Source organism: Chitinophaga sp. SVR4-12A (assembly GCF_056754765.1).
Window position 1 is genome coordinate 3,475,420 of the sequence record NZ_JBPGWP010000001.1, and the last position, 13,513, is coordinate 3,488,932.

14 protein-coding genes are annotated in these 13,513 nt (G+C 49.2%); 8 read left to right on the forward strand and 6 right to left on the reverse strand.

Translation table 11 applies throughout. The features are described 5' to 3' along the window. Positions 1-67: 67 nt before the first annotated feature. The 6 genes from ACR9Y8_RS14160 to ACR9Y8_RS14185 form a co-directional block, all read right to left on the reverse strand. Complete coding sequence (locus ACR9Y8_RS14160) at positions 68-1,189, reverse strand: acyl-CoA dehydrogenase family protein (protein WP_481213891.1); 1,122 nt, start codon at positions 1,187-1,189, stop codon at positions 68-70. A gap of 125 nt (positions 1,190-1,314) precedes the next feature. Continuing rightward, positions 1,315-2,025, reverse strand: a complete 711-nt coding sequence (locus ACR9Y8_RS14165) for a ComEA family DNA-binding protein (protein ID WP_481213892.1) — start codon at positions 2,023-2,025, stop codon at positions 1,315-1,317. A gap of 78 nt (positions 2,026-2,103) precedes the next feature. Beyond that, positions 2,104-2,868 (reverse strand): MBL fold metallo-hydrolase, encoded by a 765-nt coding sequence (locus ACR9Y8_RS14170; protein ID WP_481213893.1) that lies wholly within the window; start codon positions 2,866-2,868, stop codon positions 2,104-2,106. Beyond that, positions 2,865-3,173 (reverse strand): hypothetical protein, encoded by a 309-nt coding sequence (locus ACR9Y8_RS14175; protein WP_481213894.1) that lies wholly within the window; start codon positions 3,171-3,173, stop codon positions 2,865-2,867. The genes ACR9Y8_RS14170 and ACR9Y8_RS14175 overlap by 4 nt, the downstream gene beginning before the upstream one ends. A gap of 162 nt (positions 3,174-3,335) precedes the next feature. After that, positions 3,336-4,889, reverse strand: a complete 1,554-nt coding sequence (gene porX / locus ACR9Y8_RS14180) for a T9SS response regulator signal transducer PorX (protein ID WP_481213895.1) — start codon at positions 4,887-4,889, stop codon at positions 3,336-3,338. 116 nt (positions 4,890-5,005) lie between these two features. Continuing rightward, on the reverse strand, positions 5,006-5,395 hold the full coding sequence (locus ACR9Y8_RS14185) for a hypothetical protein (protein ID WP_481213896.1): 390 nt from the start codon (positions 5,393-5,395) through the stop codon (positions 5,006-5,008). A gap of 88 nt (positions 5,396-5,483) precedes the next feature. Here ACR9Y8_RS14185 and ACR9Y8_RS14190 point away from each other — a divergent pair, with 88 nt between their 5' ends. The 8 genes from ACR9Y8_RS14190 (at position 5,484) to ACR9Y8_RS14225 (ending at position 13,511) form a co-directional block, all read left to right on the forward strand. Beyond that, positions 5,484-6,710: an HD domain-containing protein gene (locus ACR9Y8_RS14190; protein WP_481213897.1), complete on the forward strand. Its 1,227-nt coding sequence runs from the start codon at positions 5,484-5,486 to the stop codon at positions 6,708-6,710. A gap of 92 nt (positions 6,711-6,802) precedes the next feature. Further along, positions 6,803-7,852 (forward strand): UDP-3-O-(3-hydroxymyristoyl)glucosamine N-acyltransferase, encoded by a 1,050-nt coding sequence (gene lpxD, locus ACR9Y8_RS14195; protein WP_481213898.1) that lies wholly within the window; start codon positions 6,803-6,805, stop codon positions 7,850-7,852. A 29-nt stretch (positions 7,853-7,881) separates the two neighbouring features. Then, positions 7,882-9,303, forward strand: a complete 1,422-nt coding sequence (locus tag ACR9Y8_RS14200) for a bifunctional UDP-3-O-[3-hydroxymyristoyl] N-acetylglucosamine deacetylase/3-hydroxyacyl-ACP dehydratase (RefSeq protein WP_481213899.1) — start codon at positions 7,882-7,884, stop codon at positions 9,301-9,303. Positions 9,304-9,307: 4 nt separating this feature from the next. Then, the gene (gene lpxA, locus ACR9Y8_RS14205; protein ID WP_481213900.1) at positions 9,308-10,108 is read left to right on the forward strand and encodes an acyl-ACP--UDP-N-acetylglucosamine O-acyltransferase; all 801 of its coding nucleotides are present in this window, start codon (positions 9,308-9,310) and stop codon (positions 10,106-10,108) included. Beyond that, positions 10,092-10,709: an ABC transporter ATP-binding protein gene (locus ACR9Y8_RS14210; RefSeq protein WP_481213901.1), complete on the forward strand. Its 618-nt coding sequence runs from the start codon at positions 10,092-10,094 to the stop codon at positions 10,707-10,709. Before lpxA ends, ACR9Y8_RS14210 begins: the two co-directional genes overlap by 17 nt. Before the next feature lie 44 nt (positions 10,710-10,753). Then, on the forward strand, positions 10,754-12,049 hold the full coding sequence (locus tag ACR9Y8_RS14215; protein ID WP_481213902.1) for an MFS transporter: 1,296 nt from the start codon (positions 10,754-10,756) through the stop codon (positions 12,047-12,049). A gap of 166 nt (positions 12,050-12,215) precedes the next feature. Continuing rightward, a complete protein-coding gene (locus tag ACR9Y8_RS14220; RefSeq protein WP_481213903.1) occupies positions 12,216-13,049 on the forward strand; it encodes an MBL fold metallo-hydrolase in 834 nt (277 codons plus the stop codon). A gap of 81 nt (positions 13,050-13,130) precedes the next feature. Beyond that, entirely contained in the window at positions 13,131-13,511 is a 381-nt protein-coding gene (locus ACR9Y8_RS14225; protein ID WP_481213904.1) for a co-chaperone GroES, read from the forward strand. Positions 13,512-13,513 lie beyond the last annotated feature (2 nt).

Here is a 13,513-nt window from a genome sequence, read left to right on the forward strand (position 1 = left end):
ACCTGAGTGAATGACCACTCGTAATTACCGGACACAAATTAATTATTCATTGTTAATTATTCATTATTTAGCCGCGCAGGGCTTCACGGGCAATAACGATCTTCTGTATTTCTGAAGTGCCTTCGCCGATAGTACAGAGCTTGGCGTCGCGATAGAACTTTTCAACGGGGAAGTCTTTGGTATAACCATAGCCGCCGAAGATCTGTACGGCATCGTTGGCAGTCCTTACTGCAACTTCGGAGGCATAGTATTTAGCCATGGCTGCCTGTTTGGTGCATTTCTCTCCGCGCTGCTTCAGATCGGCGGCCTGCATGGTGAGCAGCTCTGCGGCGGCAATCTGGGTGGCCATATCCGCCAGTTTGAAAGAGATGCCCTGGAAGTTGGCGATGGGCTGATCAAACTGGTAACGTTCTTTGGAATATTTTATGGCGGCTTCGTAAGCGCCTTTGGCGATGCCCAATGACAGTGCGGCAATGGAAATACGGCCGCCATCCAGCACTTTCATGGACTGGATGAAGCCCTCTCCTACCTCGCCCAGCATCTGGGAAGCGGGTATACGGCAATTGTCGAAGATCATCTCCGCGGTTTCGGAGGCGCGCATACCGAGCTTGTTCTCCTTTTTACCACCGCTGAAACCGGGGGTGCCTTTTTCTACTACAAAGGCTGTCATGCCGTGGCTGTCGCGCACTTCGCCGCTGCGGGCGATCACTACGGCAACGTCGCAGCTTTTACCATGGGTGATCCAGGATTTGGTGCCGTTGATCACCCAGTGGTCGCCATCCTGCTTTGCTACGCATTTCATGTTCATGGCGTCAGAGCCGGTGTTGGGCTCTGTAAGGCCCCAGGCTCCGATCCACTCGGCAGTGGCCAGTTTGGGCAGATATTGCTGCTTTTGTTCTTCGTTGGCAAATTGCAGGATATGGCCGGTGCAGAGCGAATTGTGGGCGGCCATGCTTAAGCCAATGCCGCCGCAGAATTTAGCGATCTCACTGATAGCGGTCACGTATTCGGGGTATCCGAGGCCGCTGCCCTTGTATTGTTCTGGTACGAGCACGCCCATGAGGCCCAGCTCTCCCATTTGCCGGAAGAGGGCTTTGGGGAATTCCTGGCGTTCGTCCCAGTCGATCACGTTGGGTTGTATATGCACTTTTCCAAAGTCGCGGATCATTTGCGCAATCTGTTGTTGCATTTCTGAAGGCTGAAAATCCATAAAATGTAATCTTTTTGAGGTGGTTTAGCGGTTAGCTGCTGGCTGCTGGCTTTTAGCTAATGCGGCAAAGCAGGAGCTAGAGGCCAAAGGCTAATAGCTAAAAGCTACAAGTCGATGTATTTTTCAAGTTTACGATAAATACTATCATTCACCAATGGAATGTTGTAGAGGTCTTCCGGGCGGCTGAAAGGCCCGTGGTTACTGCGGTACTGCACTATTAAGCGGGCTAATTTATAGCGTATGTATGGATGTTGGCCTAAAGATTTCTCATCCATCTGATTGATGTTAAGTTTTTTTAGTGAACCGCTATCCAGGCGGAGGGAAGCTTGAATTTTTTTAAATGTGCTATCAGGCAAACCATAGGTTTCTGCTACCTGGGCGATGGAATAGAAGCCGCCCAGCTTCTCGCGGAAGCGTACCAGGCGGGCAGCCAGCGTGGGACCAATGCCCGGGAGGGCCTCCCAGGCGGAGGAATCAGCGGTGTTGATAAAGATGACGAGGGGTTTGCGGACAGGGAAGCGGGCAGGGAAAGTATCCCGGTGAAAGCTATCCGGCCTTTTAGGCCAGGGCTTTTGCTCCCGGTAATGGGTATAAGACCTGCGGCGGACATTAACAGTATCTGCGGCAGCCAGCTGTTGCTGAAAGGCGCTTACTTCGGCCTGGAAAGTACTATCCATAGGGATGGAGGCAGGGATCAGGCTTTCCCGGAGGCGGGGAACGCAGACGGTGATGGCGATGAGCACCAGTAATACCAGTATACCTGTTTGTTCCTGCTTTGTGAAGCTTAGCTGGTCTTTCAACAAACGTTTCTTCATAAAAGCCGGCAATTTAACGGATAGCCCGAAGCTTTCGCGTTAATCAGATACTAATGCCAGGGATGATCTGCAGGAGGCTTACATGTCCAGCTGGAGACCGTCGTAAGCCAGTTCCATACCGGGGGGCAGCTCCTGGTTCACTTCCTGGTGGCGGCCCAGCTGATGGCTGATATGGGTGAAATACACCTTGGGCACTTCCAGCTCCTGTGCCAGGGCGATGGCTTCACCAAGCGTGAAATGGGAGATGTGCTTTTCTTTGCGCAGCGCGTTCAGGACCAGCACCTGTGAGCCGCGGATCTTTTCCTTTTCTTCATCGGCTACGAAGTTAGCATCGGTGATATAGGTGAAATCACCGAAGCGGAAGCCCAGCACCGGCATTTTATGATGCATGACCTGGATGGGGATGATGGGAAAGCTTTTAACGCTGAAAGGTTCGTCTGTAATGGTTTTGAGGTTCAACTCAGGAATGCCTGGATATTTAAAGTCGGCGAATGCGTAGGCGAATTCGCGCATGATGGCATTCTGCGAGAACTCGGTAGCATAGATATCGATGGGCTTTTGCTGAAAGTAGTTGAAGGCCCGGATATCGTCCATACCGGCGATATGATCTTTATGGGAATGGGTGATCAGCACTGCCTCGAGGTGCTGCACGCGGGCCCGGAGCATCTGGTAGCGGAAATCCGGCGTGGTATCTACCACGATATTGCCGATCTCCGATTCAACAAATATGCTGCTTCTTAAACGTTTATCCTTTGGATCTGCAGAGGTGCACACCCGACAATTGCACGCAATGACGGGTACTCCCTGCGACGTACCTGTACCAAGAAAAGTGATCTTCATCATGCTGATTCTTCAGAGGAAGGGTTTTCTGTGTCTGCAATATTCCTGTTCTCCTGTACCTGTGTGTACAGTTTCAGGGAGTCCGGGCTGAGCAGCGTGGTGTCCAGCTGCAAGGTGGACAGGATATCTATCAGGGTATTGATACGGCCCTCCAGGTTCAGGAATTTATTGATCACCACCACTTTCTTATGCTCTAACACACAGTAGCCGGAGGTGAAAGTTCCTTTTTCGAAGCGGAGCATATATTTCCCCTCTTCGAAGATCTTTTCCAGCCGGTTGAGATTGGCTTGTGTGATTTTGATGTTCATCGTGCAAAAATAAACAATCCAGTTGGTTTGAGGTTTGAAGTTTGAGGTCTGAGGTTCGTTAGAGGTTGAAGGTTCAGATTAGTAGCCCTGGTTAAGGCAACTGCCTGAAACCTCTAACTTTCAACCAACTTTAAACCTCAAACTTCAAACCTCAAACTATAGTTATTTACTTACCAACCTCGCCACCGGCACGATCATCTCTTCCAGTGAGATACCGCCGTGCTGGAAAGTGTTCCGGTAATAATTCACGAAGTAATTGTAGTTATTGGGATAGCAGAGGTATCCGTCCGCACGGGCGAAGATATACGATGAATTCACATTCGGTTTGGGCAGGCCCGCCTCTTTAGGATCGCGGAAAGCCAGGACTTCCTTGGGATCGTAGTTAAGGTTACGTCCGTGCTTATAACGCAAATTAGTAGTGGTTTGCTTGTCGCCTATCACTTTCACCGGTGTTTTTACCCGTACGCTGCCATGGTCTGTAGCCACGATGAGGTTGATCTTCCTGTCTGCGATGCGTTTGAGGGCCTGGTGCAGCGGGGAGTGCTCAAACCAGCTGGCCGTAATGGAGCGGTAGGATGTTTCATCGCCTGCCAGCTCTTTCAGCACTTCCATTTCGGTACGTGCATGGCTCATCATATCCACGAAGTTGTAAACTACTACGTTCAGCGGATAGTCCAGCAGGTTATGAATATTATTCACCAGGTGCTGGCCATCAGCATGGTTGATCACCTTGGTGTAGGAAAAGCGGCTATCTGCTTTCAGGCGGGAGAGCTGTGCTGCGAAGAACTCTTCTTCGTAGAGGTTCTTCCCTCCTTCCTCATCATCGTTCTTCCACTGTACCGGGAATTTCTGTTCGATATCCACGGGCAGCATGCCGGCGAAGATGGCGTTACGGCTGTATTGGGTGGAAGTAGGCAGTATGCTGTAGAAGGTATCTTCTTCCAGCAGCCGGAAAGATTCCAGGAAGATAGGCAGTATGGTCTTCCACTGGTCGTAACGCAGGTTATCGATGAGAATAAAGAAATTAGGCACATCAGGATCGAGGTTAGGCACCACTTTATCCCTGAAGAGCGTATGAGACATGACGGGACCATCTTTTGATTTAGGGTGCACCCAGTCAGCATAATTACGGCTGATGAATTTGGCGAACTCCGTATTGGCCTCTGCTTTCTGGGTATTGAACACTTCCAGCAGCTCAGGGCTGTTGGCTTTGCTCATCTCTATTTCCCAGTACACCAGTTTTTTGTAGATGTCCATCCATTCGGCATGATCGAGGTTGGAGCTGAGGGCCATGAACAGGGAGCGGAACTCCTGCTGATAGGCGCTGGTGGTCTTTTCGGCCACCAGGCGTTTATTGTCGATGATCTTTTTAAGGGAAAGCAGCACCTGGTTAGGGTTAACCGGTTTGATAAGGTAGTCGGTGATCTGGCTGCCTATGGCGTCGTCCATTACATTCTCTGCTTCATTCTTTGTGATCATGACTACGGGGATCTGCTGATCGATCTCCTTGATCTTACCCAGGGTTTCCAGGCCGGTGATGCCGGGCATGGATTCATCCAGCAGCACCACATCCACCACCTGTTCCTTCAGGAATTCAAGGGCGTCGTAACCATTGGTAAGGGCAGACACCTTGTAACCTTTGTTCTCCAGGAACAGGATCTGGGACTTCAACGATTCTATTTCATCATCTACCCACAGTATATTTATTTGGCTCATCTAAATCAATTAACAATTAAGGAATGTATCAAACCAGGAACAATTTAACCTTTTCCGGCAAGAATCATTCCCCCGACCGATCAATGATTTGTTAAAAGACTTATTGTTGAAGGCATTCAATAAACTTTGCTCACATCTGCAAGTTTAGCGGGAGGGCCCGGGGCGCGGTAGCAGGTGCTTTGTACTTTGGGCGGATTAACGGGCTGTATATCAACATAGTACTCCTGGTTAATATTGAGAGGATCCAGTAATGGCTGTCCTTCTATGATGGAAACACCGTAGTATGCCTGTGCGCCCAATTGGTAATCTGCCTGGCCCCAGCTGGTATAACGGGGGTCCAGAATGGCCAGAATGTATCCCATACAGTCTTTATTTAATAATTTCACCTTTACGTGTGAGCCATTTATTGGGGATTCCGTGCTTTTTTTGCGGCAGGCGGCCAGGGTAGACAATACCAGTATAAAAAACGCTGCAAAACAGAAAACAGATCTGGTTGAGTGTAACATATAGGGGTATTTTATTCGTTAAACGTCTATACATTAGAAAAAGTTACCGTTTGAAACCGTAGTTTTGTAGATAGCTAAAGCGAGATTAATGACGGAGCGCAAGCGAAAGATCATAAATGACCCGGTATATGGATTTATTACTATCGATCATCCTTTGATCTTTAACCTCATTTCCCATCCCTACTATCAGCGATTACGCCGTATCCATCAAATGGCCCTAGCCCACTTAGTATACCCGGGCGCCATGCATACGCGTTTTCATCATAGTATGGGGGCCTACCACCTGATGTGCTGGGCTTTAAGCGAGTTACAGGGAAAGGGGGTGGCTATTTCAAAGGAAGAGGAGGTGGCCGCTAAGATGGCCATCCTGCTGCATGATATCGGGCATGGACCTTATTCGCATGCGCTGGAGACGGATATTATCGAGGGGGTGTCTCATGAGGCGATCGGCAGGTGGCTGATGGAGGACCTGAATCACCAGATGAAGGGGGATCTGAGCCTGACGCTGGATATTTTCAATGACCGGTACCATAAAAAGTTCCTTCACCAGCTGGTAAGCAGCCAGCTGGATGTGGACAGGATGGATTACCTGAACCGGGACAGCTTTTTTACGGGTGTTTCGGAGGGGGTGATCGGCTATGACCGGATCATCAAGATGCTGACGGTGCACAACGGGGAGCTGATGGTGGAGGAGAAGGGCATTTATTCTATTGAAAAATTCATTGTGGCCCGACGATTGATGTATTGGCAGGTATACCTGCATAAAACGGTGCTGAGCGCCGAAAACATGCTTGTCAAGATCTTATGCCGGGCTAAGGAGTTAGCGTTAAAAGGGGTGGAGCTTTTTGCTTCGCCGGCGTTACAATACTTTCTGTATCATACGATTACGGCAGATAATTTTGAGCGGGAGCCTGCCTGCCTGCAACAATTCTGCCTGCTGGACGACTATGATATCATGGGCGCTGTGAAGGTTTGGGCGCAGCATGATGACAAGGTATTATCACTCTTATGCAAATGGCTGATAAACAGGAACTTGTTCAAATGCATCCTGAGTAACGAGGTGTTTGACGAGACTGCTGTAACCCTGTTACAGCAGCAGGTACGGCAGCGTTGGGGCATTGAAGGGAAGGACCTGGAATACTTTGTATTCACCGGAACAGCCAGTTTACGTGCCTATAACGTTCTAGACGAAAAAATTAACATTCTTTTTAAGGATGGTACTGTGAAGGATATTTCCAGTATAGACAATGCTTTGGTGAGTCATACGCTGGCTATACCCGTAAAAAAATTCTACATTTGTCATCCAAAAATATAGGTAAGCAACGTTTTATAAGTAATTAAAATGTTACAGAATAAGTTTATACGATCCGGTGATGGCCTAATAGGTAACTTTATTAATCTTTAACTATGCAATTTAGCGCAGTACAATTGGCTACCATGTTAGATGGTAAGCTGGAGGGAAACCCGGAAGTTAAGGTGAGCAATATCGCGAAGATAGAAGAGGCCGGTGATGGCATGCTCAGCTTTATTGCCAATCCTAAATATGAAGAGTTCATATATAGCACACAGGCATCGATCCTGATCGTGAATGAAAGCCTGGTGACAGAACGGCCTGTGAAGCCCACGCTGATCCGTGTAAAGGACGCTTACAGCAGCTTTGCACTGCTGCTGGAGAAGTACAAGCAGCTGGTGGGCAATAAAACCGGTATACAGCAACCTTCGTATATACCAGCATCCGTGAAGATGGGCGCTAATGTTTTCGTAGGCGCATTTGCGTACCTGGGCGAGAATGTAGTGCTGGGTAACAATGTAAAGATCTATCCCGGCGTATACCTGGGTGATAACGTGATCGTGAACGACGACTCGGTGATCTACCCTGGTGTGAAGGTATATGACAACTGTGTGCTGGGTTGCCGGGTAATATTACATGCGGGTTGTGTGATAGGCGGCGACGGGTTTGGCTTTGCGCCGCAGCCGGACGGTTCTTACAAGAAAGTGCCCCAGATCGGTAATGTGGTGATCCATGACGATGTTGAGATCGGCGCCAATACCACTATTGACCGTGCCACCATGGGCTCTACGGTGATCCGCAAGGGGGTTAAGCTGGACAACCTGATACAGGTGGCCCATAACGTAGATATCGGCACTAATACCGTGATCGCTGCACAGACGGGCGTTTCCGGCAGCACCAAGATAGGCAAGAACTGTGTGATCGGCGGCCAGGTAGGCATGGTAGGTCACATACATATTGCAGACAATACCAAGATCAATGCTCAGAGCGGTTTGTCCAAGTCCATTACGGATCCAAACACTTCCTGGAATGGCTCTCCCGCGTTTGATTATAAAAGTTCGCTAAAAAGTCAGGCAATTTTTAGAAATTTGCCGGACCTTGAAAAACGCGTGAAAGAGCTGGAAGACATGGTAAAACAACTTCTCTCGGAACGAGAGGGGGTTTGATGGACATATAGACAAACTTGTTATATATTATGATTGAAAATCAAGAGTCGCAGAACCAACGTACACTTAAAGGGCCTGTCACCATATCAGGCGTTGGTCTGCACACGGGAGCTCAAGTAAATATGACCCTGAAACCGGCCCCTCCGGGCTTTGGTATAAAGTTCCAACGGATAGATCTCCCCGAGCAACCTGTTGTTAAAGCAGACGTAGATTACGTAGTGGATACCACGCGCAGCACCACCCTGGAGCACAACGGCGCACGGGTAAGCACCATAGAACATATTATGGCCGCCCTGGCTGGGACAGGCATTGATAACGTGCTGATAGAGTTGAACGGCCCGGAAGTACCTATTATGGACGGCAGCGCGGCTCCCTTCATGGAAGCGCTGGATGAAACAGGCGCCCAGGAGCAGGACGCGAAAAAGATCTATTATTCCATAGATACCAACATATCTTATTACGATGAGGTGAAGAAGGTGGAGATGGTAGCCCTGCCTGCAGTGGATTACCGGATCACCTGCCTGATCGATTTTAACAGCCCGGTACTGGGCACCCAGCACGCCAATTTAAAAGGCCTGCATGAGTTCAGGAAGGAAATAGCAGGCAGCCGTACCTTCTGCTTCCTGCACGAGCTGGAGTACCAGCTATCGCTCAACCTGATCAAGGGAGGCGATATTAACAACGCCATCGTGGTGGTAGACAGGCCGGTGACCGAAGAGGAGCTGCAACGCCTGGCCAAAGCCTTCAAGCGTGATAATATCTCTGTACAGCGTGAAGGGATCCTGAACAATATCCAGCTGCGCTATCCCAATGAACCGGCCCGGCACAAGCTGCTGGATGTGGTAGGTGATCTGAACCTGATCGGCTTCCCCATTAAGGCGCATATCATCGCCAACCGCCCGGGACATGCTTCCAACGTAGAATTTGCCAGAAAGATCAAGCAATATATCAAGAAGAACAGGCACGCAAAGGATATCCCTATCTATGATCCTAACCAGCCTGCCATCTTTGACCTGCGCCGTATAGAAAAAATGCTGCCGCACCGTTATCCTTTCCTGCTGGTAGACAAGATCATCGATCTGTCTGACACGCAGGTGGTGGGTATCAAGAACGTAACATTCAACGAATACTTCTTCCAGGGGCATTTTCCCGGTAACCCGGTGATGCCCGGCGTGCTGCAGATAGAAGCCCTGGCGCAGACAGGCGGCATACTGGCACTGAACACCGTGCCTGATCCCGAAAACTATGACACGTACTTCCTGAAAATCGACAACTGTAAATTCAAACAAAAAGTATTGCCGGGAGATACCATGATCCTGAAGATGGAGCTGTTAAGCCCCATCAGGAGAGGGATTGTGGAGATGAGAGGTACCGTATTTGTCGGTAGTAAAGTTGTAACTGAGGCCGACCTGGTTGCTCAAATCGTTAAAACAAGAGAAGGCAAGAACTAACAGCATGATCCACCCGCTCACGTACATTCACCCGGACGCCAAAGTGGCGCCAAATGTAAAAATCGATCCCTTCACCGTTATTCATAAGAACGTAGAAATAGGGGACGGTACCTGGATAGGCTCCAACGTTACTATCATGGAAGGAGCCCGGATCGGCAAGAACTGCCGTATCTTCCCGGGATCTGTTATTTCAGCAATTCCACAAGACCTGAAATTTGCAGGAGAAGATACGATCGTTGAAATAGGTGATAACACCACCATCCGCGAGTTCGTTACTATTAACCGCGGCACCAAGGACCGGTGGAAGACCGTGATCGGCAAGAACTGCCTGATCATGGCTTATTGCCACGTTGCCCACGACTGCGAAGTAGGCAACCACTGTATCTTCTCTAACAATACGACGCTGGCAGGTCATATCACTGTTGGCGACCACGTGGTGCTGGCGGGCATGGTGGCCGTTCACCAGTTCGTTAAGATAGGCGATCATGCCTTTGTAACCGGCGGTTCGCTGGTGCGCAAAGATGTGCCGCCTTATGTAAAAGCTGCCCGTGAACCATTGTCTTATGTGGGCGTGAACTCCATAGGCCTGAAACGGCGCGGTTTCTCTCTTGAAAAGATCAATCACATCCTGGATATCTACCGCGTGCTCTTTGTGAAAGGGTATAATATATCTAAAGCCATCAGCATTATCGAAGCGGAGTTCCCCGCCACAGATGAGCGTGACGAGATCCTCTCCTTTATCCGTGATTCCGGACGGGGTGTGATGAAAGGATATACCACCCGTAACAATGACGATATCGCTTAACCAGGCAGGCAAGCGCTTTAACTACGACTGGATCTTCCGTCGGGTTAGCTACACCTTCCATGAAGGCGGGCGCTACGCCATACTGGGGCCTAACGGATCGGGAAAATCCACTTTATTACAGGTTATCAGCGGTCACCTTCATCACAACGAAGGTACCGTTACATATAGCAATGCGGAAGAGCCCATCGAAGGCGATGCGTTCTTCCGCTATTGCGCTATTGCCGCCCCTTACCTTGAACTGGTAGAGGAATTTACCCTGGCGGAGAGCATTGAATTCCATTTACAATTCAAATCATTCCTACCTGGCGTTACTGCCAAAGATATCGCCGGCATTGTTGGCCTGGAAAAAGCATGGGATAAACAGATCCGGTATTTTTCCTCGGGCATGAAACAGCGTGTGAAGCTGGCGCTTTCCATTTTTTCTGACGTACCGGTACTGCTGCTGGACGAGCCCTGCACCAACCTGGATGCGGCCGGCGTACAATTATACCAGCAGCTGGTAGAAGCACATTGCGGCAAGCGGTTGCTGATCGTGAGCTCTAATGATGAACAGGAGTACTATATGTGCCCGGAGCGGATCAATATCGTGGATTATAAATAGATCCTGCATAAAAGATCATAACTTGTCACGCGTAATAATGTTCTATGCAAACTGCCAGTAAAAAGGTGATCAACGGCTGGGCTATGTACGACTGGGCGAACTCGGTGTACAACCTTGTTATCACTACTACTTTCTTCCCTATCTATTTTACAGAGATCACTAAATCTGAGTTTAAAGGCGAGATGATTCCTTTCTTCGGCGCCACTTTCGTGAACTCTGCCTTGTATGATTATGCTTCTGCAGCGGCCTACCTGCTGGTAGCGCTGCTCTCCCCTATCCTTTCCTCTATAGCGGATACCCGGGGCAACAAGAAACGCTTTCTTTTATGTTTCACCATGCTGGGCGCTGTAGCATGCAGCTCCTTATACCTGTTCACCGGCAGGAACGTGGAGTTTGGCACTATCTGCTTCCTGTTGGCAACGGTAGGATACTGTGGCGGATTGGTGTTCTATAATTCTTACCTGCCTGAAATAGCCATACCGGAAGACCGTGACCGTGTCAGTGCTAAAGGTTTTGCGCTGGGCTACATTGGCAGCGTGATCCTGCAGCTGGTAGGCTTTGCATTGGTGGCGCTGAAACCTTTCGGCATGGAGGGCGCAGAGCCCGTAAGGATCACCTTCCTGCTGGTAGGTGTGTGGTGGCTGGGCTTTGGCTTGTTTAGCCTGAGCCGTTTACCGTCATCGAAGGCAACCGTACAAACACACTACGCCGGCGCTTTTACAGAAGGCTTTACCGAGCTGAGAAAAGTGTATGCACAGGTAAAAGTAATGCCGGTGCTAAAACGCTTTCTGCGTGGCTTTTTCTTTTACAGCATGGGCGTGCAGACCGTAATGCTGGCGGCTACGCTGTTTGGCAGCAAAGAGCTGAACCTTCCTTCTACCAATCTTATCATCGCAGTAGTGGTGATACAGCTGGTAGCCGTATTAGGCGCATGGGGCATCGCCAAGCTGTCTGGCAAATTCGGCAACCTGCGTGTGCTCATTGGCGTTATCATTGTATGGCTGGGTATCTGTATTGCGGGCTACCGTATGCAAACCGCCATGGATTTCTATATACTGGCTGCTGCAGTGGGATTGGTAATGGGTGGCGTGCAATCACTAAGCCGTTCTACTTATGCCAAACTGATGCCGGAAACAGAAGACACCACCTCTTTCTTCAGCTATTATGATGTAACGGAGAAGCTGGCCATCGTAGTAGGTATGTTCAGCTTCGGGTATATAGAAGAGCTGACCGGTAGTATGCGTAACTCGGTGCTGGCGCTGATGGCATTCTTTGCGATAGGGCTTGCATGGATCATTTCAGCATTGGTTAAACAACAAAAAGATAGTTTGAAAGTTTGAGGTTTGAAGTTTGAGGTTCGTTAGAGGTTGGAGGTTTGAAGTTTGAGGTTTGAGGTTCGTTAGAGGTTGGAGGTTTAGATTAGTATACGTGCTTAAGGTAACTGCCGGAGACATCTAACTTTTAACTAACTTCAAACCTCAAACTTCAAACCTCAAACTATTAAACATGGAATTATTTTCGATAGATACCGGCTTCTTCAAACTGGATGGCGGGGCGATGTTTGGCGTAGTGCCAAAAAGCATCTGGCAGAAGCTGAACCCGGCAGACGAGAACAATATGTGCTCCTGGGCCATGCGCTGCCTGTTGATTAAAGATGGCAAGCGGCTGATCCTGGTGGATAACGGCATCGGCAACAAACAGGATGCAAAATTCTTCAGCTATTATTACCTGCACGGCGATGCCACGCTGGACAGCTCACTGGCGGCACACGGCTTTCACCGGGATGATATTACCGATGTATTCCTGACCCATCTTCATTTTGACCATTGCGGCGGCAGCATCATACGCGAAGGCGATCGCCTGGTACCTGCGTTTAAGAATGCCGTATACTGGAGCAATGAAGCGCACTGGAAATGGGCCACCCAGCCTAATGAGCGGGAGAAAGCCTCTTTCCTGAAAGAGAACATCCTGCCTATACAGGAAAGCGGGCAATTGCAGTTCATACAAAACCCTGCTTTTACAGAAAATATTTCCATCCGCTTTGTTCATGGCCATACCGATGCCATGATGCTGCCACAGATACGTTACAAAGGCCGTACGCTGGTATTTATGGCAGACCTGCTGCCGTCTACAGGGCATCTTCCAGTTCCTTATGTAATGGCGTATGATATGTTCCCGCTCACCACCCTGCAGGAAAAGAAAAGCTTTTTACAGGAGGCGCTGGAACAGCAGTATATGCTCTTCTTTGAGCATGACCCTAAAACGGAATGCTGTACGCTGCAGCAAACAGACAGGGGAATACGGGCAGGCGAGCTTTTCACTGTAAAAGACATTCTATAGGAGCTGTCAGAATGGCACCTGTTTTCCTGGCAGCACACAATTTGCTATACCTTTGTTCTGAATCTGAAAAAGGAGCAAATAATGTCCATCCATCTCACACCTGACAATAAATTGAAAAAGCTGATCGTAGTGGGCGACCGTGTACTCATTAAGCCTACTCAACCAAATGAACGTACCGAGAGCGGATTGTATCTGCCACCCGGCGTACAGGAACGGGAGAAAGTACAACAGGGCTATGTGATCAAAACAGGGCCCGGCTATGCCATTCCGGTTCCGGCAGAAGAAACGGAAGCCTGGAAACCGGAGGAAGAGAAAGTGAAATATATCCCATTACAGGCCAAAGAAGGCGATCTGGCCATCTTCCTGATCAGCGGCTCCACCGAGGTATTATACCAGGGAGAAAAGTATTTTATCGTGCCACAGGGCGCCATCCTGATGCTGGAAAGAGAAGAAGAACTTTGATT